This window comes from Granulimonas faecalis, from assembly GCF_022834715.1.
In the GTDB taxonomy this organism is placed as follows: Bacteria; Actinomycetota; Coriobacteriia; order Coriobacteriales; family Atopobiaceae; genus Granulimonas; species Granulimonas faecalis.
This window is the reverse complement of sequence record NZ_BQKC01000001.1, coordinates 1,021,708-1,044,173: the sequence shown is the minus strand read 5'-3', so window position 1 is coordinate 1,044,173 and position 22,466 is coordinate 1,021,708. Positions and strand designations below refer to the sequence as shown.

At 67.5% G+C, this 22,466-nt stretch carries 19 protein-coding genes; 3 read left to right on the top strand and 16 right to left on the bottom strand.

Going from position 1 to position 22,466, the window contains the following annotated elements:
• Positions 1–2 precede the first annotated feature (2 nt).
• The 13 genes from OR600_RS04740 to OR600_RS04680 all read right to left on the bottom strand — a co-directional run bounded on the left by OR600_RS04740 (position 3) and on the right by OR600_RS04680 (position 15,540).
• Positions 3–2,618, bottom strand: coding sequence for a DNA translocase FtsK (locus OR600_RS04740; protein WP_135977411.1), 2,616 nt, complete (start codon positions 2,616–2,618; stop codon positions 3–5).
• Between the two features lie 4 nt (positions 2,619–2,622).
• Positions 2,623–4,287: a ribonuclease J gene (locus tag OR600_RS04735; RefSeq protein WP_265590762.1), complete on the bottom strand. Its 1,665-nt coding sequence runs from the start codon at positions 4,285–4,287 to the stop codon at positions 2,623–2,625.
• A gap of 238 nt (positions 4,288–4,525) precedes the next feature.
• Positions 4,526–6,757 carry a polyribonucleotide nucleotidyltransferase gene (locus OR600_RS04730; RefSeq protein WP_135977413.1) on the bottom strand — a complete coding sequence of 744 codons (2,232 nt, stop codon included), beginning with the start codon at positions 6,755–6,757 and terminating at the stop codon, positions 4,526–4,528.
• Positions 6,758–6,877: 120 nt separating this feature from the next.
• Positions 6,878–7,156 (bottom strand): 30S ribosomal protein S15, encoded by a 279-nt coding sequence (rpsO, locus tag OR600_RS04725; RefSeq protein WP_135977414.1) that lies wholly within the window; start codon positions 7,154–7,156, stop codon positions 6,878–6,880.
• 154 nt (positions 7,157–7,310) lie between these two features.
• The gene (gene recO, locus OR600_RS04720; protein WP_135977415.1) at positions 7,311–8,084 is read right to left on the bottom strand and encodes a DNA repair protein RecO; all 774 of its coding nucleotides are present in this window, start codon (positions 8,082–8,084) and stop codon (positions 7,311–7,313) included.
• 3 nt (positions 8,085–8,087) lie between these two features.
• On the bottom strand, positions 8,088–9,035 hold the full coding sequence (era, locus tag OR600_RS04715) for a GTPase Era (protein WP_373871649.1): 948 nt from the start codon (positions 9,033–9,035) through the stop codon (positions 8,088–8,090).
• Between the two features lie 101 nt (positions 9,036–9,136).
• Positions 9,137–9,520 (bottom strand): diacylglycerol kinase family protein, encoded by a 384-nt coding sequence (locus tag OR600_RS04710; protein ID WP_135977417.1) that lies wholly within the window; start codon positions 9,518–9,520, stop codon positions 9,137–9,139.
• Positions 9,517–10,023, bottom strand: a complete 507-nt coding sequence (gene ybeY / locus OR600_RS04705; RefSeq protein WP_265590761.1) for an rRNA maturation RNase YbeY — start codon at positions 10,021–10,023, stop codon at positions 9,517–9,519. The genes OR600_RS04710 and ybeY overlap by 4 nt, the downstream gene beginning before the upstream one ends.
• Before the next feature lies 1 nt (position 10,024).
• Positions 10,025–10,972 carry a PhoH family protein gene (locus tag OR600_RS04700; protein WP_135977419.1) on the bottom strand — a complete coding sequence of 316 codons (948 nt, stop codon included), beginning with the start codon at positions 10,970–10,972 and terminating at the stop codon, positions 10,025–10,027.
• Between the two features lie 49 nt (positions 10,973–11,021).
• Positions 11,022–12,317: a MiaB/RimO family radical SAM methylthiotransferase gene (locus tag OR600_RS04695; RefSeq protein ID WP_265590760.1), complete on the bottom strand. Its 1,296-nt coding sequence runs from the start codon at positions 12,315–12,317 to the stop codon at positions 11,022–11,024.
• A gap of 3 nt (positions 12,318–12,320) precedes the next feature.
• The gene (dnaJ, locus tag OR600_RS04690; protein WP_265590759.1) at positions 12,321–13,607 is read right to left on the bottom strand and encodes a molecular chaperone DnaJ; all 1,287 of its coding nucleotides are present in this window, start codon (positions 13,605–13,607) and stop codon (positions 12,321–12,323) included.
• 78 nt (positions 13,608–13,685) lie between these two features.
• Complete coding sequence (locus tag OR600_RS04685; RefSeq protein ID WP_135977491.1) at positions 13,686–14,807, bottom strand: DnaJ domain-containing protein; 1,122 nt, start codon at positions 14,805–14,807, stop codon at positions 13,686–13,688.
• 187 nt (positions 14,808–14,994) lie between these two features.
• Positions 14,995–15,540, bottom strand: coding sequence for a glutathione peroxidase (locus OR600_RS04680; protein WP_265590758.1), 546 nt, complete (start codon positions 15,538–15,540; stop codon positions 14,995–14,997).
• Between the two features lie 604 nt (positions 15,541–16,144).
• Between OR600_RS04680 and OR600_RS04675 the strand changes: the two genes are divergently transcribed.
• The 3 genes from OR600_RS04675 to OR600_RS04665 all read left to right on the top strand — a co-directional run bounded on the left by OR600_RS04675 (position 16,145) and on the right by OR600_RS04665 (position 20,271).
• Entirely contained in the window at positions 16,145–17,263 is a 1,119-nt protein-coding gene (locus OR600_RS04675) for a hypothetical protein (protein WP_265590757.1), read from the top strand.
• A gap of 65 nt (positions 17,264–17,328) precedes the next feature.
• Entirely contained in the window at positions 17,329–18,549 is a 1,221-nt protein-coding gene (locus OR600_RS04670) for a hypothetical protein (protein WP_265590756.1), read from the top strand.
• A 552-nt stretch (positions 18,550–19,101) separates the two neighbouring features.
• Positions 19,102–20,271 (top strand): hypothetical protein, encoded by a 1,170-nt coding sequence (locus OR600_RS04665; protein WP_265590755.1) that lies wholly within the window; start codon positions 19,102–19,104, stop codon positions 20,269–20,271.
• A 302-nt stretch (positions 20,272–20,573) separates the two neighbouring features.
• On the opposite strand, the gene OR600_RS04660 is transcribed toward OR600_RS04665, so the two are convergent.
• From OR600_RS04660 to OR600_RS04650, 3 genes are read right to left on the bottom strand one after another with little or no spacing between them, the layout of a single operon-like run.
• Entirely contained in the window at positions 20,574–21,722 is a 1,149-nt protein-coding gene (locus OR600_RS04660; protein ID WP_265590754.1) for an LIF/OSM family cytokine, read from the bottom strand.
• Complete coding sequence (locus OR600_RS04655) at positions 21,688–22,197, bottom strand: hypothetical protein (protein WP_265590753.1); 510 nt, start codon at positions 22,195–22,197, stop codon at positions 21,688–21,690. The genes OR600_RS04660 and OR600_RS04655 overlap by 35 nt, the downstream gene beginning before the upstream one ends.
• Positions 22,197–22,463 carry a hypothetical protein gene (locus OR600_RS04650; protein WP_135977427.1) on the bottom strand — a complete coding sequence of 89 codons (267 nt, stop codon included), beginning with the start codon at positions 22,461–22,463 and terminating at the stop codon, positions 22,197–22,199. The genes OR600_RS04655 and OR600_RS04650 overlap by 1 nt, the downstream gene beginning before the upstream one ends.
• Positions 22,464–22,466 lie beyond the last annotated feature (3 nt).

Below are 22,466 nucleotides of genomic sequence, written 5' to 3'. Positions count from 1 at the left end.
GCTTACACCTCCCGGTAGGTCGCGTCGGCGGCCATGAGCTCGTCCAGACCGCGCGGGTCGAGGAGCACGTCTCGGGGCTTGGACCCGTCCGGGGGCCCGACGACGCCCTTGTGCTCGAGCATGTCCATGATGCGGCCGGCCCTAGCGTAGCCCACCTTGAGGCGGCGCTGGAGGCCGGAGGTCGATCCCAGCTGGGAATCCACGACGATCTGGGCGGCCTCCCAGAGCAGCGGGTCGTCCTCGTCCTCATCGTCCTCGACACCGGAGGAGAGCGGGCTCGGCGCCACGGCGGTGAGGATCTCGTCGTGGTAGTCGGGCTCGCCCTGGCTCGCGAGGAACTCCACGACGTTCTCCACCTCCGCGTCTGAGACGTAGCAGCCGAGCACGCGGCGGGGGGTGTTGCCGCCGGTCTTGAACAGCATGTCGCCGTTGCCGAGGAGCCGGTTGGCGCCGGGGCCGTCGAGGATGATGCGGGAGTCGTTCTTCTGGGCCACGGTGAGGGCCATGCGGCTCTCGATGTTGGCCTTGATGAGGCCCGTGACGACGTCGGCCGTGGGGCGCTGGGTGGCGAGCACGAGGTGGATGCCCGCGGCACGGGCCAGCTGGGCGATGCGCACGATGGAGGCCTCCACCTCCTTGCCGGAGACCATCATGAGGTCGGAGAGCTCGTCGACCACCACCACGAGGTAGGGCATGGACTCGGGCGGCACGCCGTCCTTGTCGAGCACGCCGGACTCCACCTTCTTGTTGTAGCCGCCGATGTTTCTCACCCCGGCCTTCTGGAAGACCTTGAGGCGCCGCTCCATCTCGGAGACGGCCCACTGCAGGGCGCTCGCCGCCTGCTTGGGCTCGGTGACCACCGGCACGTAGAGGTGCGGCAGGCCGTCGTAGAAGGAGAACTCCACGCGCTTGGGGTCCACCAGGATGAGCCGGAGCTGCTCGGGCGTGGAGCGCATGAGCATGGACATGATGAGCGTGTTGATGGCCACCGACTTGCCCGAGCCCGTGGTGCCGGCGATGAGCAGGTGGGGCATCTTGGCGAGGTCTGCCACCACGGGCTTGCCCTCGGAGTCGCGGCCCACGGCGAACTCGAGAGGCCCGCCCTTGGAAAAGGGCACGACGTCGCCGAGGTAGACGTTGCGTCGCTCGCGGTTGGGGATCTCGATGCCCAGGTGGCTGGAGCCGGGGATGACGAAGATGCGCACCGACTTGGCGGCGAGGGCCAGGGCGATGTCGTCCTCGAGGTTCATGATCTTGGAGACGCGCTCGCCCTCGCCCATGGCGATCTGGAACGTGGTGACGATGGGGCCGGCGACCCAGCCCACGACACGGCTCGTGGAGCCGAACTCCACGAGCTTGGCCTGTAGGTGGTCGGCCGTCTCCTGGAGCTCCTCCTCCGAGCTGGCCGTGACGGCGGTGTCGCTGGAGGTGTCGAGCAGGGAGAGCGGCGGCAGCTCGAAGGTCTCGGAGCCCTCGCCGGGGCGGCTGGGGTTCTTGGGGGCGGCGACCATGGCGCCCTTGGCCACTCCCCCGCGGGGCGCGTCCCCGGTCCGCGGGGCCTCGGGGGCCTTCTCCGGTGTCGCGGCAGGGGTCCCGGCGCTCACAGCGGCGGCCGTGTCGTCTGCGGACGGTGCGTCCTCCCAGGGCAGCACGGTCGTGGGCGCGGCCTCCGGCGCGGAGGCGTCGTCCTTGGTGCGGCGGCGCCTGCGCTCGACCTTCCTCGTGGGCACGGGGAGCGGCGCCACGACGTCGTCTGCGGCCGCGGACTCGGGCTCGAGGCCCTCCACCTCGTCGTGGTGCGCCGCGGGGCCCTGGTCCTCCAGGCGCGGGTGGCGCTTGGGGCGCTCCTCGCCGTCGCGACGGAGCACGGTGGTCTTGCGGGCGCCGATGAAGGTGGTCTCGTCGCCCTTCCCCTTGGAACGCGCGCCGCGCTTGGACGGCAGCACGGTGGTCGCCGCCGAGGCGTCGGCGGCGCGGTCCTCCCGGGCGGCCACGCGCTCGCTCCTGCGCTCGGCCAGGTGCTCGTGGGCGCTGGAGGAGGCGTCGCGGATCTTGGCCACGAGCCCGGAGATGGAGAAGCCGCAGATCACGATGCCCGCGACGACCATGCCCACGAGCACGACCATGCCGATGGTCTGGCCCACGAGGGTGAGGAGCACCCAGGCGAGGGCGCCTCCCCAGTAGCCGCCGGCGTTGCAGGCGACCTCGGGGCGGAAGACCCAGGCGGCCTCCGCCTCGGCCGTGGCCGCCGGCACGTAGAGCAGCGAGAGCATGGCCAGCACCGACGTCACGATGAGCACGAGGCCCAGGGCCGCCCGTGCGGAGAGCGGGCCGTCGGAGGGCATGAAGAACGTGATGGCGTAGAGGAGCAGCGCCACCGGCACGAGCATGGCCCCCGCGCCGAACCCGTAGGTGAGGAACGTGCGGCAGGCGTCCGCCACGACGGCGCTCGAGGGGCTTGCCAGGGCGATGGCCATGGCGACCGCCACGACCACGAGGGCGACGCCCACGATGTCGTGCCATGCGGAAGGGGCGACCACGGGCTGCTGGGCCGCTCCCCTCCCCCTCGTCTGGGGCGCCTTCTTCTTGGGTGCGTTTGTTCTGCGTTGGGAGGGCATCCGGCTAGACCTCCATCACGACCGGAATGATGAGCGGGCGGGTCTTGGTCTTGCTCCAGAGGTAGTTGGACAGGGCGTTGCGGACAGCCTTGCGGGTGGCGTCCACGTTGTTGCCGGCCTTCTCCGCGGAGCGGTCAACGGTGGAGCGCACCACGTCCTGGGCCCCGCCGAGGAGCTCGGAGTCGTCGGCGAAGGAGATGCCGCGGCCGGAGATGTCGATCTCGAGGGCCTTGTGGGTGCGCGAGGCCACGGTCACCACGCAGGTGACGATGCCGTCGCAGGAGAGCTTCTGGCGGTCGCGGAGCACCACCGGGTCGGCGTCGGAGATGCGCATGCCGTCGACGTAGACCACACCGGAGTCCACGGGGGTCCCCAGCCTGACCTTGTGGTTGCGCATCTCCAGGGTGTCGCCGTTGTCGATCACGAAGATGTGGTCGGGCAGGATGCCCATGTCCATGGCGAGCTTGGCGTGGGCCCGCAGGTGCACGGCCTCGCCGTGGACCGGGGCGAAGTAGCGGGGGTTCACCATGGCGAGCATGAGCTTGAGCTCCTCTTGGGAGCCGTGGCCCGAGACGTGCACCAGGGCGTTGCTCTTGTCGAAGATGGTGCAGCCCACCTTGGAGAGGGAGTTGATGATGGACTGGACCCCCTTCTCGTTGCCGGGGATGGGGGTGGCGCTGATGATCACCGTGTCCTTGTCGGTGATGGTGAGGGAGCGGTGCTCGCCGTTGGCCATGCGGGCCAGGGCCGAGAGGGGCTCGCCCTGGGAGCCGGTGCAGAGCACGACCACCTTCTCGTCGGGCAGGCCGTCGACGTCGAAGGCGTCGATGATGTCCTCCTCGGGGATGTCGAGGTAGCCGAGCTTCCGGGCGATCTTGGTGTTGGAGATCATGGAGCGACCGGTTACGACCACCTTGCGCCCCACGGACACCGCGGCGTCGCAGACCTGCTGGAGACGGTGGATGTGGCTGGAGAACGAGGCCACGAAGACGCGGCCCGGGGCGTTCTTGATGATGTGGCGCAGGCTCGCCCCCACCGTGGCCTCGGACCCGGTGAACCCGGGGCGGGTGGCGTTGGTGGAGTCGGAGAGCAGCAGGTCGACGCCCTCGGCGGCGAAGCGGTTGATGGCGCTGTAGTCGGGGCGCACGCCGTCGATGGGGGTCTGGTCGAGCTTGAAGTCGCCGGTGTGCAGCACCGTGCCCTGGGGCGTGCGGATGAAGACGCCCATGGCGCCGGGGATGGAGTGGGTCATGGAGAAGAAGTCGACCCCGAAGGCGCCCATGTCCACGTGCTGGCCGCTCTTGACCTCGACGAGCTGCTCGTTGGTGAGCCTGTGCTCGGCGAGCTTGCCCTCCACGAGGCCGAGGGTCATGCGTGAGGCGTAGATGGGCACCTTGCGGGTGAGGTCGCGCAGGACGTAGGGCAGCGACCCCGTGTGGTCCTCGTGGCCGTGGGTGATGAAGATGCCCCGGAGCTTGTGCTCGTTCTCCAGGACGTAGGTGTAGTCGGGCAGGACGAGGTCGATGCCGGGCTGGTCGTCGTCGGGGAACATCAGGCCGGCGTCGTCGAGGATCATGTCGTCCCCGTACTCGAACACGGTCATGTTCTTGCCGATGCCGTCGAGGCCGCCCAGGGGGATGATCTTGAGGGGCGGGTTCTTTTTTGCCATTGAGGGTGAGTGTCCTTTCGTCGGGGCGCCGTGGCGCCGCGTTCTCCAACTATGTGACGGGGTCTGGAACCCCGCTGCCTAACTGTGCATGACCGACCAGTGTACCCGAGCCATGTGTGCGCAACCTGAAGGGACCGCCCCAGAGGGCTTCAGGTTCCATCGATGGACGGTCATACGAGAAGAGGGCGCCGGCTCGGCGCCGGCGCCCTCGATGCGTCAGTTCCTGACCGTGCGGGGCCTAGTTCTCGTGGTGGCGGCGCAGCTTGCGGGCCGGTGCCTGCTCCTGGGCGTTGCCGTGGTCGCCGGGCTTGCGGGTGCGGGGCTTGGAGCCCTCGCGGCGGCGGTTGCCGGAGTGGCCCTTGGACTCCGACGCGGGGGCCTCGGGCTTGTCGAGGCGGTCGAGACTGACCTTGCCCTTCTCGTCGACCTCGATGACCTTGACCTTGACCTCGTCGCCCACGTTGAGGACGTCCTCGACCCTCTCCACGCGGCCCTTGGCCACGCGGGAGATGTGGAGCAGGCCGTCCTTGCCCGGCAGGAGCTCCACGAAGGCGCCGAAGGGCTGGATGCCCACCACGCGGCCCACGTACTCCTCGCCCAGCTCGGGCACCTTGACGATGGCACGGATGCGCTCGGCGGCCTCCTCGCCGGCCCCGCCGACGCCCGCGATGAAGACGGTGCCGTCCTCCTGGATGTCGATGGTGGCGCCGGTGTCGTCCTGGATGCCGCGGATGACCTTGCCGCCGGAGCCGATGACGTCGCGGATCTTGTCCGTGGGGATGGTGAGGGAGATGATCTGGGGCGCCGTCTCCTTGGGCTGGGTGCGCGGCTCGGGGATGGCGTCGAGCATGGCGTCCAGGATGTAGGCGCGGCCCTCCTTGGCCTGGCGCAGGGCCTGGGCGAGGATCTCGGGCGTGAGGCCCGTGGCCTTGTTGTCCATCTGCATGGCGGTGATGCCGCGCTCGGTGCCGGTCACCTTGAAGTCCATGTCGCCGAGGAAGTCCTCGAGGCCCTGGATGTCGGAGAGCACGACGGTCTTGCCGTTCTCCTGGATGAGGCCCATGGCGATGCCGGAGACGGGGCGCTTGAGCGGCACGCCGGCGTCCATGAGGGCGAGGGTGGAGCCGCAGGTGGACGCCATGGAGCTTGAGCCGTTGGACTCCATGACCTCGGAGACCACGCGGATGGTGTAGGGGAAGTCGTCCTCGTTGGGGATGACGGGGAGCAGGGCGCGCTCGGCCAGGTTGCCGTGGCCGATCTCGCGGCGCTTGGGGGCGCCCATGCGGCCGGTCTCGCCGGTGCAGAACGGCGGGAAGTTGTAGTGGTGGATGTAGCGCTTGCCGTCCACGGGCTCGATGGTGTCGAGGCGCTGCCACTCGTTGAGCATGCCGAGGGTGCAGACGGAGAGCACCTGGGTCTGGCCGCGCTGGAAGAGGCCGGAGCCGTGGACCAGGGGCAGGTAGTCGGGCTTCACCATGAGCGGGCGGATCTCGGTGGCGGTGCGGCCGTCGACGCGCTCGCCGGTCTCGACGACCATCTCGCGCATGGCGTGCTTCTCGAGGCCCTTGAGCTCGACGTTGATGGCGCGGTGCCAGGCGTCGCGCTCCTCCTCGGTGAACTCGCCCTTGACGAGCTCCTTGAGGGCGGCCACCTTGGCCATGCGGGACTGCTTGTCGGCGTCCTTGAGGGCGGCCTCCATCTCGCCGTAGTGGGCGAAGACGCGGTCGTGGACCTCGGTGTTGGGCTCGTCGAGCTCGTAGCTCTTAGGCTCGATGGGGCCGTTGGCCTCGACCCAGGCGTCGATGAAGGCCTGCTGCTCGGCGCAGAACGCGGCGATGGCCTCCTGGCCGAACGCCATGGCGTCGAGCATGTCCTCCTCGGAGACCTCGTCGCCGGAGGCCTCGAGCATGGAGATGAAGGTGGAGGTGCCGGCGAGCTCGAGGTCGAGGTCGGAGACGTCGCGCTCCTCGTAGGTGGGGTTCACGATGTACTCGCCGGTCTCGGGGTCGCGGCCGATGCGCACACAGGCGAGCGGGCCCTCGAAGGGCACGCCGCCGACGGTGAGGGCGGCGCTGGCGGCCATGACGCAGACGGTGTCGACGGGATCCTCCTGGTCGGCCACGAGGGGCATGGCCACGACCTGGACCTCGTTGCGGAAGCCGTCGGGGAAGCTCGGGCGCAGGGGGCGGTCGATCATGCGTGCCGTGAGGGTGGCCTTCTCGGAGGGGCGGGCCTCACGCTTGAGGTAGCCGCCGGGGATGCGGCCCACGGCGTACATCTTCTCGATGAAGTCGACGGTAAGGGGGAAGAAGTCGAAGTCCTTGCGCTCCTTGGAGACCACGGCGGTCACCAGGACCTCCGAGTCGCCCTGCCGCACGACGCAGGCGCCGGTGGCCTGCTTGGCGAGCTCGCCCGACTCGAGGGCGTAGTGCTTGCCGAACAGGTCGAACTCGTGGGTTACTTTGGTCATGTGTTGCCTCTCACTCCCCGCCTGCCCCATGCAGGCGGCTCCTCGACGGGCCGCACGGCCCGCTCGCGCCCGTGGGCGCATATGAAAGGAGCGCCCGCAGGCGCTCCTCCGGTCACGCTGTTACTGGATGTTGTCGCGGATGCCCAGCTTGGCGATCAGCTGGCGGTAGTTCTCGATGTCCTTGGCCTTGATGTAGGACAGGAGGCGGCGGCGCTTGCCGACGAGCATCAGGAGGCCGCGACGGGTGTGGAAGTCCTTCTTGTGGGTCTTCATGTGCTCGGTGAGCTCGCGGATGCGGTCGGTCAGGATGGCGACCTGGACCTCGGGGGAGCCGGAGTCGGTGTCGTTCTTGCCGAACTCGCGGACGAGCTCCGCCTTGCGCTCCTTGGAGATGGTCATGTTCTTCACCTTTCTTTCTCATTCGCCCCGAACCGGGCGCGCCGTCGGTGTCTCGATGCGGCTAGGTACGGGGTACGGACCCGTGGATGATACCACGGGCGCTTTGGGGCGGGCCGTGGCGGTCATGTCCCCACAGTCCCTGCACGCTGCCCGGTCAGAGCCCGAGGAGGAACTCGAAGGCCCGGAGCCTCGCGTCGAGCTGCGTGGCGGCCCAGAGGTGGGCCTGCTCGAGCAGCCAGTCCGACGTCGCCCGGTCCACGGGCGCGCGGAGCAGTTCGTCGAACGTGAGGCCCACGAGCGACCCCACCCACGCCGCCCCCGTGGAGCCGCCGAAGGCGGCGCCGGCCACGCCGTGGGCGCACGACTCGCAGAGGGCACCGCCCGCGGCGGCCGAGAACCACGTGGGAGAGGGGTCGCCGCACTCCACGCAGGCCTCCGTGGCGGGGCGCCAGCCCTGGTGGGACGTCACCTTGAAGGTGTAGGCGGCCACCACGAGCCCGGTGCGGGGGCCGAGCCCGTCCCGGGGGCCGTCGGCCTCCAAGGCCTCCCCCACCGCCCGGAGCGTGCGACGCAGGAGGGCGTAGAGGAACGGGTCGCCGGCGTCCTCGAAGCTCGTGTGGCGGGCCACCTCGCAGACGGCCGAGGCCGCCTCGACGCCGTCGGGCGAGGCCGTCACGGCCGTGTGGGGGTCCTTGAGCGTGGCCTCGGCCACGACGTCGAGGGAGCGCCCCCGCGCCATGAGGAACCGGGTCTCACTGAAGAGCTGCACCCGGCCCGCGAGCCTCCCCTGGGGCTTCCGGGCGCCCTTGGCCACGGCGCGGCGCTGCTGGCCGTCGTCGCAGAGGAGCGTGAGGGCGAGGTCGGACTCCCCCATCCTGATGCGCTGGAGGACGACGGCCTCCACGGGGTAGGTGCGTGCCCTGGCCATGGCCTACTGCTCGGCGCTGTAGCCGAACCGCTTGATGGCCGCGTCGTCGCGGCGCCACTGGCTCTTGACCCTCACCTGGAGGTCGAGGAAGACCTTGCGGTGGAACAGACCCTCGAGCTCAAGTCGAGCCTGAGTCCCGATGCGCCGGATCATGGAGCCGCCCTTGCCCACGAGGATGCCCTTCTGGCTGTCGCGCTCCACGAAGATCGTGGCGCGCACGCTCGCCAGGCCGTCGTCTCGCCACTCGATGCCGTCGCAGAGCACGCCCACGGAGTGGGGCACCTCGTCGCGGCAGTTGAGCAGCACCTTCTCGCGGATGAACTCGGCGGCGAGCTCCTCGTCGGAGGCGTCGACGGGCATGTCGAGGGGGAACCACCGCGGGCCGTAGGGCAGGTGGTCGGTCACGGCCGCGATGAAGGAGTCGACGTTGAAGTCCTCGGTGGACGAGACGACGAGGGACTCGTCGAAGCACGCCATCGCGTTGCCGGCCTCGAGCTGGGCCTGGACCTGCTCGGGGGTGGCGATGTCGGCCTTGGTGACCACGAGCAGGCGCACGGCGCGGCTCTCGTCCACATGCTTGGCCACCCAGGCGTCGCCGGTGCCGGCCGGCTTGGTGGCGTCCAGCAGCATGGCCACGACGTCCACGTCGGCGAGCTCGGCCAGGGCGGCACGGTTGAGCTCACGGCCGAGGGTGTCCTTGGGCTTGTGCAGGCCCGGGGTGTCCACGATCACGATCTGGGCGTCGGGCCGGTTGATGACGGCGCGCATGCGCTTGCGGGTGGTCTGGGCCACGGGGCTCGTGATGGCCACGTGGCCGCCCATGCAGGCGTTGAGGAGCGTCGACTTGCCGGCGTTGGGGCGGCCCACGAGGGCCACGAACCCGCTGCGGAAGTCGTCGGGCACGTCGCCGGGGGCGGACACGGGGGCCACGGCGGCGCCCTGCTCCCCCATCATGGCAAGCTCCTCCTCGTCGAGGTCGAGGCCGTCGTACTGGTTCTCGGTGTCTTCCATGGATCTCCTTCTCGGGTCGGGCCCTCGGGCCTCGCCCGACGTCAGCCGAACTTGCGCAGCGCCGCCGCCACGAAGATGACGATACCCATGAGCGCGATCATGACGCTCAGCGTGTAGACGGCCGCGGCGGCGATGTCCTTGGCGCGGCCCGCGAGGGTGTTGTACTCGGGCGAGACGAGGTCGACGAGCGTCTCGATGGACGTGTTGAGCAGCTCGGCCGAGAGCACGACGCCGCACCCGATGAGCAGGCAGGCCCACTCGGTGGCCGTGCAGCCGAGGAACAGGCCCATGGCGACGCAGAACACCAGGCCTCCGACCATGATCTTGATGTTGCGCTCCGTCGTGAAGGCGAAGCAGAAGCCCTGGATGGCGAAGGCGAAGCTCTTGAAGAGCGACGGGTGGTCCTTGTCGGAGCCGGGGATCATGGCCGCTCCTCCCCCCTGTGGCGCGTGGTGGCCACGGGGGCCATGGGCCGCCCGCAGGCCTGGGCGAGGAGCGCGTCCTCCAGGCCCTCCATGACCCGGGCCTCGTCGTCCTCCAGGTGGTCGTACCCCAAAAGGTGGAGGAGGCCGTGGATGGCCAGCAGGCGGGTCTCGTCGGCGGCCGCGGTGCCGAACCGCTCGGCCTGGGCGGCGATGTAAGCGGGGTCGAGGACGATGTCGCCGAGCTCGCAGGGCTCGCCGGAGTCGAGGGATGGGTCGTCGGGGCGCTCGCACTCCAGGGAGATGACGTCGGTGGGGGCGTCGATGCCCCTCCACTCCGCGTTGAGGGCGCGCATCCCCTCGTCGTCGGCCACCGACACGCTCACGACGCAGGGGCGCTCCACCCCCTCGTGGGCGAGCACGAGGTCGAAGACGCGGGAGAGCTCCCGGGCGTCCACGGCGAGTCCTTCGAGCCCCTCGGGGGCCAGTGCGAGCTCGACGGCCATGTCATCTCCCCTCCGCGGCCGCGTAGGCGTCCACGATGCGGCCGACGAGCGTGTGGCGGACGATGTCTGCGCGGTCGAGGTCGCAGAACGCGATGTCCTCGACGCCCTCGAGCACCCGCCGGGCGGAGTCGAGGCCGCCGGTGCCGGCGATGTCGCGCTGGGTGGTGTCGCCGGTGACGACGAACGTGGACCTGAACCCCAGGCGGGTGAGGAACATCTTCATCTGCTCGGGGGTGGTGTTCTGGGCCTCGTCGAGGATGACGAAGGCGTCGTTGAGGGTGCGCCCGCGCATGAACGCCAGGGGTGCGATCTCGATCACGCCCTGATCGACCATGGTGGCGGCCTTCTCGGCGTCCACCATGTCGAAGAGCGCGTCGTAGAGGGGCCGCACGTAGGGGTCGAGCTTCTCCTCGAGGGTGCCCGGGAGAAAGCCGAGGGACTCGCCGGCCTCCACCACGGGGCGCGTGAGCACGACGCGGCCCACGTCGCGCCGCTTGAGGGCCGCCACCGCCATGGCCATGGCGAGGTAGGTCTTGCCGGTGCCGGCGGGGCCCAGGGCGAACGTGACCGTGTGGGTGCGGATGGCGTCAATGTAGGAGGCCTGGCCGACCGTCTTGGGCCGGATGGGGCGGCCCCGGTGGGTGACGAGGATGTCGTCGAAGGGCGCGGCCTGCGGGGCGTTGCCCGCGGCGGCCTGGGAGAGCAGGAGGTCGACGTCGGCCTCCGTGGGCGTGCCGCCGGCCTCCACCTCGCGGATGAGGGCCGAGAAGACCTGCACGAGCGCGTTTGCCTCCTCGGCGGACCCGATGACGGCCACGGTGTTGCCCCGGACTGAGACGGCGGCGTCGGTAGCGGCCTCGATGCGGCGCAGGAGCGAGTCGGCGGGCCCCATGACCCTCGTGATGTCTAGGGAGTCTGGGACGGTCAGGCGGACTTGGGTGGGCTCCATGCTCCTCCAAACGGGTGGGACCGGTCGGGTTGGCTGGCCCCATGGTAGTTCAAACGGATGGCGCGGCTCCGCGGGACGCGGCCCGGGCGTCGAGGCGCCCGTCGGCGGCGAGCCCGTGCGGGACGACGTCGGCGAACGCCCCCATGGGCAGCGCGGGGTCCACGAGCACCTCCACAAGCTGCCCCGAGACCGCGCGGCCCGGCCGCTCCACGAAGACGCGCACGGGTGCGCCCACGAACGAGGAGGCGAACGCGCGGCGGGATTCGGCCGCCATGGCCCTCATGGCGCGGGAGCGCCCGGCCGACACCCGCGGGTCCACCTGGCCCGGCGCCGCCGCGGCCCAGGTGCCGGGGCGCTTGGAGTAGCGGAACACGTGCATGTTGGCGTAGCCGATCGAGCGGCAGAACGCGAGGCTCTCGTCGAACTCGGCGTCGGTCTCGCCGGGGAAGCCCACGATGAGGTCGGTGGCGAGCGCGACGCCGGGCACGCGGTCCCGCGCGAGGTCGGCCACCTGGCGGTACCCGCCGGCCGTGTAGAGGCGGCCCATGCGCGCGAGGGTGGCGTCGCACCCGGACTGCAGGGGCAGGTGCAGGAACGGGGCCACGCGGCCGTCGGACCCGGCCATGAGGCGGAGGAGCGCCTCCCCCACCTCCCCCGGCTCCACGGAGCTCAGGCGCACGCGGCCGATGTCGGTGCGCTCCAGGAGCGCGTCGAGCAGGCCCGCGAGCCCGCCGGGGCAGCCGTCGTAGCGGCCGAGGTTGATGCCCGTGAGCACGACCTCGCCGGCGCCGTCGGCCACCGCGCGGCGCACCGCAGACACGGCGTCCTCGAGGGGCAGGGAGCGCGCGGGACCCCGGGCCTTCCAGACGATGCAGTAGGTGCAGCGGTTGTCGCAGCCGTCCTGGACCTTGATCCCCGGCCGCATGCGGCCCGTGGGCGTCACCGAGCCGCCGGCGTCGGAGCGCTCGGCCGCGGGCTCGGGCGCCATGCCGGCGTCGGCGAGGGCGGCGGCCACGACGCCGGGCACGCGGTCCTTGAGCACCTCCACGCGCACGTTGCCGCCCAGGGCGTCGAGCTCGTCGGAGAAGAGGCTCGCCACGCAGCCCGTGGCCACCACGGCGGAGACGCCCGGCAGCCCGGCGGCGTGGCGGACGGCCTTGCGGGCCTTGGCCTCGGCCTCGCCGGTCACGGCGCAGGTGTTGACCACCACGGCGTCGGCCTCCTCCTGGGGGGCGACGACGCAGCCCATGGCCTCGAGCTCCGCCGCCATGGCATCGAGCTCCACGCGGTTGACCCGGCAGCCCAGGTTGACGAGCGCCACCCGTGGCGCACGACCCGACGCCACGGCCTAGCGCTTCTTCTTGCGGCGGCGCCCCGAGAAGGGCCCGCGCTTGGACTTGGGCGCCTGCTTCTTGGGCTTCGGGGCCGCCTTGCCGCCATCCCCGCCCCGGTCGTCGCCGCTCTGAGCGCCGGGGACCTCCACGTCGCGGCGGTTCTGCTCGTGGAGCTCGTCGAGCACCTCCCCCTCGGTGGGGCCCTTCGTGGAGAGGCGGCAACCGCGGCCGAGGGCGATGGCCTCGAGGCGCTCCACCTCGTCGTCGCCGAGGTCCTGGGGCACCACGACGTCCACCACGCACACGAGGTCGCCTCGGCGCTCGGGGGTGCGCAGGCGCGGCATGCCGCGGCCGGCGACGACGAGGCGGGCGCCGGGCTGCGTGCCCGCGGGCACGTCGACCTCGACCTCCTCGCCCTCGAGGATACCGTCCACGGTCACCGTGGCGCCGAGCATGGCCTCGAAGGCGTCCACGGAGAGCGGGCAGAACAGGTCGTCGCCCTGGCGCACGAAGCGGTCGCCCTGGGCGACGTCGACGCGCACCACGAGGTCGCCCGCCGCGTCGCCGCGGACGCCCGCCTCGCCGGCACCCTCCACGACCAGCTGGGCGCCCGTGTCCACGCCGGCCGGGATGGAGATCCTGACCTTCTCGCGGGAGGGGGTGCGGCCCTGGCCGTCGCAGGTCTCGCAGGGGTGCTCGATGACCTGTCCCGTGCCGTGGCACTCGGGGCAGGTGGTCTGGGTCTGCATGCGGCCGAGGATGGTGTGCTGCCAGCCCACCACGTAGCCGGTGCCGCTGCACTCGGGGCAGGTGACCGGGGGCTCGCCGTCGGTGGAGCCGGTGCCGCCGCAGTCCTCGCAGGGGGCCAGGCGGTCGTAGGTGATGGTGCGCTCGAAGCCCGAGGCGGCCTGCTCGAGGGTGATGGTGAGCGTCACGGACATGTCGCGGCCGCGGGTGCGGGGCCGCCCGGCGCCGGAGGCGCGCCCCCCGAAGAAGTCGGAGAAGAGGTCGGCCATGTCGAAGCCGCCCCCGAAGAAGTCGTCCATGCCGCCCATGCCGCCGAAGCCCGATGGGCCGTTGGGGTCGCCGTAGCGGTCGTAGTTGGCGCGCTTGGTCTCGTCGGAGAGCACCGAGTAGGCCTCGTTGACCTCCTTGAAGCGCTCCTCGGCGTCGGGCTCGTCGGAGACGTCGGGGTGCAGGGTGCGGGCCTTCTTGAGGAAGGCTCGCTTGATGGTCTTGGCGTCGGCGTCGCGCCCGACGCCGAGCACCTCGTAGTAATCGCGATGTTGAACTTCAGCCACGGACGTGCAGGCCCCTTTCCCGCCCCTCGCTCACAGGAGGCGCCGTACCCCGGGGCGGCGGCACGGCGCCTGTAGGCACTAGTAGATCCAGCCCCGCGGCCCCACGCGGCCCATGGACTGCGAGCAGCTCATGAGCAGCGTCAGGAACAGGGCGATGAAGAAGCCGTTGGAGAGGCCGGCGAGCACCTGGGTGCCGGCGTTTCTCCACCAGACGCCGTTGTGCTTTGCCAAGCCGCCGCGGACGACCATGAAAAGGCCGATGACCAACGGCACGACGATGATGAAGGCGATGGAGGGGAGTACGTTGAAGAACGCCCCCATGGCGATGAACGGCAGCACGAAACCGACGAGCTGGAAGCCGAGGGCGGCCTCGGGAGCCAGGCGCTCCGCGGGCACGCCCACGCGCACCACGAGGTCGCCGGTCTCGCCGCCGTTGGTGCCGGCGTTGCCCATGCCGGGCACGCGCACGGTGTCGCCGTCGTGGGAGCCGGCCGGGATGTCCACCACGACCTCGGAGGCCGAGAGGACGCGGCCGGAGCCGCCGCAGGCGTGGCAGGGGTCCGCCACCACGCGGCCGGTGCCCTCGCACTCTGGGCACTGCACCTGCATGGCGCCGAAGCCCATGCCGCCGAAGATGGACGAGAGGTCGACGTCGATGGTGCCGGTGCCGCCGCAGGTGGGGCACACCTTGGCGTGCTCGGCCTCCTCCGATCCCGACCCGTGGCAGACCTCGCAGGTGACGTAGCGCTGGTAGGTGATGCCGCGGCGGCTGCCGGCGGCGGCCGTCTTGGCGTCGAGGTCCATCTGGTAGACGACGTCGGCGCCCCCTTGGGGGTTGTAGGCGGGGGTGCGGCGGCGCGTCTGGGTGCCGAAGCCCCCGAAGCCGGCGCCGAAGGGGAACCCGCCGAAGCCGCCGGAGTAGCCGCCGCCGAAGGGCGACTGGGGCGCGCCGGAAGACGGGGAGCCCGCGAAGGGCACGCCCGAGCGCATGGCGTCGTAGCGGCGGCGCTTGGTGTCGTCGGAGAGCACCGCGTAGGCCTCGGAGACCTCCTTGAAGCGCTCCTCGGCGTCGGGCTCCTTGTTGACGTCGGGGTGGAGCGTGCGGGCCTTCTTCTGGAAGGCGCGGCGGATCTCCTCCGTGGTGGCGTCCTGGGAGACGCCGAGGACCTCGTAGTAGTTCTTGTCGGTCATGGCAGACATGGGCTGCATGGCTCCTGTCGTTAGGTGGCGCCCGCGGCCCTTGCCGCGGCACAAACGTTCGCAAACTCACATCTTAGCGCGAAGGACGCAGGTTTCCCAACAACCACGGGGTATGCGCAAACGTGAAGCGCCCGCGCCCCTGGGTCGGGGTGCGGGCGCCGCGGGTGATCCAGGCTGGCGCGCCGGCCTACAGGACGTCCTTGACGGCGTCCTCGACCAGGGCCATGTCCACCGTGGGCTCGAAGCGCGCGACCACGGTGCCGTCGCGGTCGACGAGGAACTTGGTGAAGTTCCACTTGATGTCGTCGTTGGAGGCGTAGTCGGGGTCCACGTTCTCCTTGAGGTAGCCGTCCATGAACTCGGCCTTCTCGCCGGTGAAGCCGGTGAAGCCCTGGGCCTCCTTGAGGAAGGCGTAGAGGGGCAGCTGGTCGTCGCCGTTGACCTCGGACTTCCTGTACTGCTGGTACGGGGTGCCGAAGGTCATGGTGCAGAACTCGTGGATCTCATCGTCGGTGCCAGGGGCCTGGTGGCCGAACTGGTCGCAGGGGATGTCGACGATCTCGAGGCCCTGGTCGTGGTAGGCGTCGTAGAGGTTCTTGAGGTCCTCGTACTGCGGGGTGAAGCCGCAGCCGGTGGCCGAGTTGACGATGAGCATGGGGCGGCCGCGGAACTCGGAGAGGCTGACCTCGGTGTCGTCGGGCTTCTCAAGGGTGAAATCGTAGATGGTGGCCATGGTTGCTCCTTTTGCAGGGGTTTGTTGCCGAGGGGATTCCTACCCATCAGATGGGGATTCAGCCGTGGGACCGCGGCGGCGTGGTGCCGGTGTGTGGGCGACGGCCGCACGGCGAATGGCCGTGAATGCGCGACCATGCTGCGAAGCCGCCCCGATGCGCGATGCTGCGCCGCGAAGGGGCTCCAGTGCGCGATACGGTGCAGCGAAAGGCGGCGAGTGCGCGGCTCTTCCGCGAAGCCGCCCCGATGCGCGGTTGATTGGCCCCCAAAGGCCACCGATGCGCGAAAACGGCCCGAAATCGCGCATCGGCAGCCCTTCACTGCAGATTTGCCGCGCATTGGAGGGCATTCGCCGAAGCCGCGCACTGGGGGACTTTGGCCGAATCGGCCGAGCGGGGCCGATGAGGGCGCCCTCCCCCCACCGCTCCGTGAGGCTTTGCTGCCAACCATGTATGCCACCATCCGTCAGCGCTATCGGCAGGGCTCTGGATAGATTCGTGGGCACCGGTTTCGACAGGGGGAGGTAGGGACGGATGTTCTTGAATCCTTGGTCGTCTATGCGAGAGAACGTTCTGCTTCCAGAGGGCTGGGGGTCGCCCGACTCCATGAGGAAGCGCGGCTTCTGGCTCGACATCATCGCCCGGTCGCTGGGGGCGCTTCCGTTTGCCTACGAGCTGCAGCGCACGATCGGCCCCTACTCGGACCGGCTGGTTTTCGAGTGTACGAGCGAAAGCCGCGCGAGAAGGTTCTGCCAAGAGGTGAACGGCTCGACCCGTAATCCGCTGCACGCCGGCCTGTGGGCAAACTGCGCCTCTCCCCATTCCAACAACGGAAGGATGCGGGTCACGGTGGATGTGTTCCCGACGGCGGTCACCAGGCTCCAGCCCGAGGTCCTGGAGACGTTCGCGCGTCATTGGCATACGAAATGCCTGGAGTTCGCTGCCGACGTGGTCGTCAATCGCAGCGGCGGTTCTCGAGCCCTGCTCCGAGCTGACAGCACCCCCTGCGTCTGTGGTGTCGACATGCTGACGGGTCGCCCCGTCTCGGTCTGCTTCGAGTCCAGAGCCGGATCCCCTGTGGTCTTCGTAAAAGGGCCGCGCCACGAGGCCGACGGAATCCTCGACACGATACTGCTCGGCCTCGCCCTCGGATACCTCCCCCGGACGGTGCACCTCGTGTTGGGATCCTGTGAGTACGACGACCTGTCACGCTTCCGCGAGCTTCCCCAGAAGGTCGATATAGTCGAACCCTGGGAGGCGATCGAGATGGCCGCCCTCGAGCTCGACAGACGCAAGCGAAAGCTCGAGGCTTTCCGTCTCGATTACGCATCGTTCAACGACCTGGACGAAAACGACGAGATGAGACCACTTATCGAGGGGATTCACGACCTCTTCGTCCTCGTTCTCAGGGACATCGACCGGCTGACGAGAGATGCCGGGCCGCGCCAGCTCGAGGACCTCTACCGGATCACGGAGTTCGGGCCGCAGTACGGGGTGCAGACGGCGGTGTGGGGGTCGACGCGTTGCGAGGCGCTGCATCGGGGCAGCGATCTCGTCTTCTGGCTCGACAGATGTGGCCACCCGCCGCGCGAGTTCGGCCTTCTCGTCGACGGGTTGTTCACCTGCTCTCAAGAGACTTCGCGCAGGGATGGCAGACGCCTTTGCGCCGCCTTTCAACCGATAAACGAGAGAACCTTCAGATCGATCGTGGCGCGTTTTGCGTAAGGGCGCCTGAACGGTCGTCTGAAGCCACCAGTGATGCCATACGTCGCATAAGTTGGAGGTTCACCGTGCCCGAGAATCCCTGGTACATGATGGGGAAGAACCCGCTGCTCCCCGATGACTGGGGTGACCGGGAAGGAATGATACGGAGGCGCGAGCGGCTGAAACGGGTGGCCAGGGCCATCGGCACGCTCCCCTACGCCTTCGAAGTGAGCCGGACGGTCGGGCCCTACGGGGACAGGCTTGTCTACGAGGTGCGGTCCAGAGGCGACGCCGACATGTTTTGCGCTGCGGTCAACAGCATGTCGCTCGACTTTATGTCCGTGACCTTTCGCGCATGGAGGATGATCCCCGAAGCGTTTGATGCGGGAGGAAAGGTTGTCGTCGATGTCGCGTCCTCCCATATGCGGAGACTCCCGGCAAACGTCGTCTGCCGTTTTATCGAGTTCTTGAGAGATGGACCAGGGGCCCCGAACGATGAGGCAGTGAGCCAGGGGTGGAGTGACGTGCAGGCGGTGCCATGCGCCCTGGGCGTTGACCTGATAACGGGCGATCCGATCCACATCAGGTTTGGAGAATTCGGCGGCCACCTGTTTGTGAACGGACCACGCCCCGACGCCGAAGGGCTCGTCGACACGGCGCTTATCCAGATCTCCCTTGTGGCACGACCCCATTCCGTGCATCTGGTCATGGGTGAGCGGCAGGACGACCCCCTGCAAAGGTACAGGCTTCTTCCCCAGCATGTGGAGGTCTGCTCGACGAAACAGGCGCTGGAAAAGGGGCTCAAGGAGCTCAACAGGCGGAGGACCGCCCTCGACCCCTATGGCTGCGGATTCGAGATGTTCAACTGGTCGTCCGCCGAGGCGCCGATTAGGCTCTGTTACCACGACTGTTACCACCATGGGTCCGCGGGACTCGGCGACCCCATGAGGTTGATGGTCATATCGATCCCCGATGTGGAGCATCTGCTGAAGGGGGACGTCGGGGTCGCAAAACACGCCATTCGCGAGATCGAGAGGAACGGCGCTCGCTACGGGGTTCACCTTGCGGCAACGATGTCTTTGCCCGGGGCGTACTGCGGGTGCCACAAGGATTCGGCCAACGCCTTCTCCTTTTGCCGTGTGGAGTCATTGCCAAATGACTGCTCCTTGAGGCCGGAACTGCCGATTGCTGGAGGAATGTATTGGTCGTCCAACAGCTTCGATGGGGATGGGTCGGGGCTTGGGCTCGCTTTCGATCCGATGGACGAGAGCACGTTCAAGGCCCTTGCCCTCAGGTATTGCCCGTAAGACACGGGCCGGTGACCACGGACTTCGCGCCACTCGGGCGCCTGGCGCAATCGCCTGGACGTGCGGATCGGTGCCATCCCGCCGCGAAGGGGCTCCAGTGCGCGACGGCCGCGCGGCGAAGGACCCCGATGCGCGATGCAGCACCGCGAAGGGGCTCCAGTGCGCGATATGGCGCAGCGAAGGGCGGCGAGTGCGCGGCCATGCTGCGAAGCCGCCCCGATGCGCGGTTGATTGGCTCCCAAAGGCCGCCGATGCGCGAAAACGGACCGAAATCGCACATCGACGGCCCTTCGCTGCAGTTTTATCGCGCATTGGAGGGCTTTGGCCGAATTGCCCGAGCAGGAGGACCGATGAGGGCGCCCTCCCCCACCCAAAACTCCGTCGTCAGAACGACTCCATGGAGTGGCCTGGGAGCATGCAACGACCCTCGTTGCATGGGATCCATACGCAGAGTGATACGGGTCACAATCTACCACCATAGGACAGACCTGCACCCCTGCGGCCTCGTAGAATTAGATTCAGGCATGTCACTCAAAACAGACAGGAGGAACAATGAGGCCGGTAGAAGACCATGACCTAAAGACGAAAAAGGCGAAGTACATTCACAGTCTTATTGAGGAAGCCAAGAGCGGCGTGGCAGGAGCCAGTGAAGATACCCCAGACTTCTACTCCCAGTGGCTCCAAGGGGACGTCAAGAAGCACCTCGCCTTCATGAGCCTTGCAAGGCGCGACGGCGACATGAACGGCATTCGCAAGCAGGCAGAGCTTGCGCAAGAGGCATATGTTGCAAAGGCCGCCTCCCTCTACCGAGCACTCGACGATGCGGTTGTGCGCACGGAACGCCTCATCGCGAGCAATGAGTATTATCACGCCGAACTCACCGATGAAGAGCTCCTCGCCCTTCCCGAAGTCCCCGTGGACGACCTTTCTTTCGAGCTTGGAGCCGATGAGAGCGGCGAGCCGGTACGCCTCGACTTTGCCGAAACCCCTCACCTTGTCGAGCTCTGCGTGTTCGGAACGGGAGGACCACAAGAGTCGCTGGTAGATGTTGTTGCAGGAGCTCTTGGTGAAAGATGCGGGGTTCAGTTTGTCGCAATCGGGCCGTCGTCAAAGCGCTGCAGTGACGACGCTTCTCCACTTTGCATCCCACGTGCCTGTAGCCCCTATGCCAAGTCAGCTTCCGTCGATTGGCTGACGGCTGAGATGGAACAGCGCAAGAGACTTCTGGCCCTAGGGATGCAAACGGGCCCCGAGCTGTTCGTCTTCGCAAGCGATATGGACGCCGACAGCTGGCTGTATGACTGGGACGGTCTAAGGCCTGTTGCGGAGGAGGGCCGCGACCTCGGTGTCCACTTGGTGGCTACTGTCGACAATCTCTGGCACATGAAAACCGCAGTCGAACCGCCGACAATCGACGGGCTTGTCAAGACGAGCCTTGACGACATGGTCATTTCCATTAAAGAAGAGAGTATAGGCGATGGAGGTTCCCTGTACCGCCTTCTCACCTCCAAAGAGTTTGATATTTGGGCTGAATACTGCAAACAAATGGAAGCACGGAAGAGCTACCGCTCGGAATTGCAGTCGATTAAGGGCCTTGGCAGGCAGTTCGCTCGAGGATTCGCCACGTTCCAAGAGCTTCTTAATTACAGGCAATTGGATAATAGAGCTCGCTTCGAACTGCGACATGCAATCCACAACCGGAAGAGGGAACACCGCGAATAAGGCGTAGCGTCCTTTCGGCGATCAGGCCCCGCCCCGTGAAAATCCATGGGGCGGGGCCTGCTGCATTCCTCATATCAACCGAGATGCGATGGGCCTTGTCGTTGCCGGCGTCCAGTACGGCCCGGCCACATTGCAGCGAGTCACCAGTTGAGAAGCAGAAGCAGCGCAGCGGCTCCAGCGAAGCGCTTCTACCTGCCATCGACGCGGGCAACGACGTTGCCACCCCAGTCGGAATCGAAAATGATGCCGTCCTCTTCCACCCTTCCAATCGCGCAACAAATCGCGTTACTCAAACGCTGGCATTACATGTATTGTTCGGCCCACAGAGGATAGCTCTTATCGAAATGTTCTTTATAGATGTTAATACCCTGTTCGTTGTTACGGGACTCTAGTATGCCAAGGATGTCGTCTTTTGCAGGGATCGGATCGGCGTACCTAGTATCAAGATCCCAGGCGGAATAGAGAAGATGTGCCCTTTGGTACAGGTCGTTACAGAGGTTGTCCAGTGCCTGTGCGGCCTCGTATAGCCTGGATTGCGGAGAAAACGCCCCGCTACGCAGCTTATCCTGAAGCGGAGTCCATGTGCCGGTGATGTCCTCGACTATTCGTAGGCAATCGGTGGCATACGCACGTCTTTGCTCTAACGAACCGGTGAGGTAACTGTCGTTAAATTGCTGCGCTGCAATCGAGATTCGGCTGTCAATCTGTGCAAGCTCTTCGTATATCTCATTAAGCTCTTGAGCCTGATAATCAATGTCAATGTCGTTGTCTGATGTTTCCACTGCTGTCGTGGCATTTGGCAGATTGTCGGAAGACGAAGCCTCCTCCGGACTGCTGTTCTCCGCTGCCGGTCCCGCTGCTGGCGACGCAACCTCGTCAGTTGAAGAGCTGTCAGCTGGAGCACTACCGGCATCGGTACTAGCTGGAGTCAGGTTGATGGCACAGACAGCGAGCGCCACGACAGCGACCGTTACCAAGACTCCCAGCACGATCCTTCTCACGCTTCGGCGCCTGCGTGCTTCAGTAGCCGCACCCTCGATGGCGGCAAGCTCCTCGCGGGTCGACGCAAGCTCGAGCTCGGTTTTGCTCAACGAGTTGCTGAGCTCCTCCTCGTCTTTTGCTGCCTCTTCCAGGAGATGCGTCTGCTGCGATAGCTCATCAAGGCTGTCGATTGCTCTCTCGGCGCATGCGATGATTCGGTCGTTGTTCATCATCTGGATGACAAAACCGTTGACCAGTGCCTCGGCCCTGTTGCCGGCATCCTCGATCTCGCGTCGTGAGTCGACAAGGGCATTCTGCTGCTCCTCGTACTCCTCTGCAGCGTCCTCAAGATCCTCCTGAGCGAGGATGACGGCCTCTTCTGCCTCGTCGAGCTCCAGGGCACGGGCGGCAGAAGCGTTGGAAGCATCAGCGAGGTTACCCTGACTGACACTCCTCTGAAACTGCTTCATGGATCGGGTGGAGGCGTCGCCCCCAAAGCTGCGCACGGTATCCGTGACGGCCGTTATGGCCGCGAAACCTTCCATGCTCTTTGGCGGAGTCGTGCCTCTGTTTGGCCTGCTCTCGCCGCTCGAGAGCCCTCTCATAGGCACGCTGCGCCCGGTCAAGCTTCCTTTTGAAGGGACGCAGCCGCTTCTCGTCGCCTTTCCTGGCCTCATCACGCCTCTCGATCAGGGACCAGCATTGCCCCTGGATCTCGTCGTATTGCTTTTGCGCCTCTGCCCTCATGAGGCTCACCGAGCGGTAGTTACTCCTCTCCGCTTCCATCCTCGGGGCGATGTTCGCAAAGGCATCCTGTTTCTCCTGGATGTCCCGCCTCCTCTGCTCGAGCTGGTCCTCGAGCCGGTTCTTGCGGTCGACAAGGGAGCTGACCCGCTGGTTCAGATCGTCGTGCTCCCTGATGATCTGAGACCCTTTCGAAGCCATTACCGACCAGTCCCTTCCGTCTCAAGACCCCAGTTCTGGTCGATATCGAAGGACTCCGACGAGAAAGCCTCCTTGGCGACCTTTTGTGCGGCGAGAAGGGTCTCAAGCTCCCCTCTGCGAATGACGGCGCCGCACTGCCTCAGTGCCCAGCCGTACCGCTTTCTCCCCTCATGCTCGTAGGCTCTCACCTCGATCTCCACCTGACCGTCGCGAATGGCCCAGGAACCCTCGTCGTACTCTTTCCAGTCTTTGTCCAGGATGCCCATGGG

Bases quoted from the DNA above. Each gene is read 5' to 3' on its own strand.
- OR600_RS04740 (WP_135977411.1), bottom strand. From the start codon at position 2,618: ATGCCCTCCCAACGCAGAACAAACGCACCCAAGAAGAAGGCGCCCCAG.
- OR600_RS04735 (WP_265590762.1), bottom strand. From the start codon at position 4,287: ATGGCAAAAAAGAACCCGCCCCTCAAGATCATCCCCCTGGGCGGCCTC.
- OR600_RS04730 (WP_135977413.1), bottom strand. From the start codon at position 6,757: ATGACCAAAGTAACCCACGAGTTCGACCTGTTCGGCAAGCACTACGCC.
- rpsO (WP_135977414.1), bottom strand. From the start codon at position 7,156: ATGACCATCTCCAAGGAGCGCAAGGCGGAGCTCGTCCGCGAGTTCGGC.
- recO (WP_135977415.1), bottom strand. From the start codon at position 8,084: ATGGCCAGGGCACGCACCTACCCCGTGGAGGCCGTCGTCCTCCAGCGC.
- era (WP_373871649.1), bottom strand. From the start codon at position 9,035: ATGGGGGAGCAGGGCGCCGCCGTGGCCCCCGTGTCCGCCCCCGGCGAC.
- OR600_RS04710 (WP_135977417.1), bottom strand. From the start codon at position 9,520: ATGATCCCCGGCTCCGACAAGGACCACCCGTCGCTCTTCAAGAGCTTC.
- ybeY (WP_265590761.1), bottom strand. From the start codon at position 10,023: ATGGCCGTCGAGCTCGCACTGGCCCCCGAGGGGCTCGAAGGACTCGCC.
- OR600_RS04700 (WP_135977419.1), bottom strand. From the start codon at position 10,972: ATGGAGCCCACCCAAGTCCGCCTGACCGTCCCAGACTCCCTAGACATC.
- OR600_RS04685 (WP_135977491.1), bottom strand. From the start codon at position 14,807: ATGTCTGCCATGACCGACAAGAACTACTACGAGGTCCTCGGCGTCTCC.
- OR600_RS04680 (WP_265590758.1), bottom strand. From the start codon at position 15,540: ATGGCCACCATCTACGATTTCACCCTTGAGAAGCCCGACGACACCGAG.
- OR600_RS04675 (WP_265590757.1), top strand. From the start codon at position 16,145: ATGAGGAAGCGCGGCTTCTGGCTCGACATCATCGCCCGGTCGCTGGGG.
- OR600_RS04665 (WP_265590755.1), top strand. From the start codon at position 19,102: ATGAGGCCGGTAGAAGACCATGACCTAAAGACGAAAAAGGCGAAGTAC.
- OR600_RS04660 (WP_265590754.1), bottom strand. From the start codon at position 21,722: ATGAAGCAGTTTCAGAGGAGTGTCAGTCAGGGTAACCTCGCTGATGCT.
- OR600_RS04655 (WP_265590753.1), bottom strand. From the start codon at position 22,197: ATGGCTTCGAAAGGGTCTCAGATCATCAGGGAGCACGACGATCTGAAC.
- OR600_RS04650 (WP_135977427.1), bottom strand. From the start codon at position 22,463: ATGGGCATCCTGGACAAAGACTGGAAAGAGTACGACGAGGGTTCCTGG.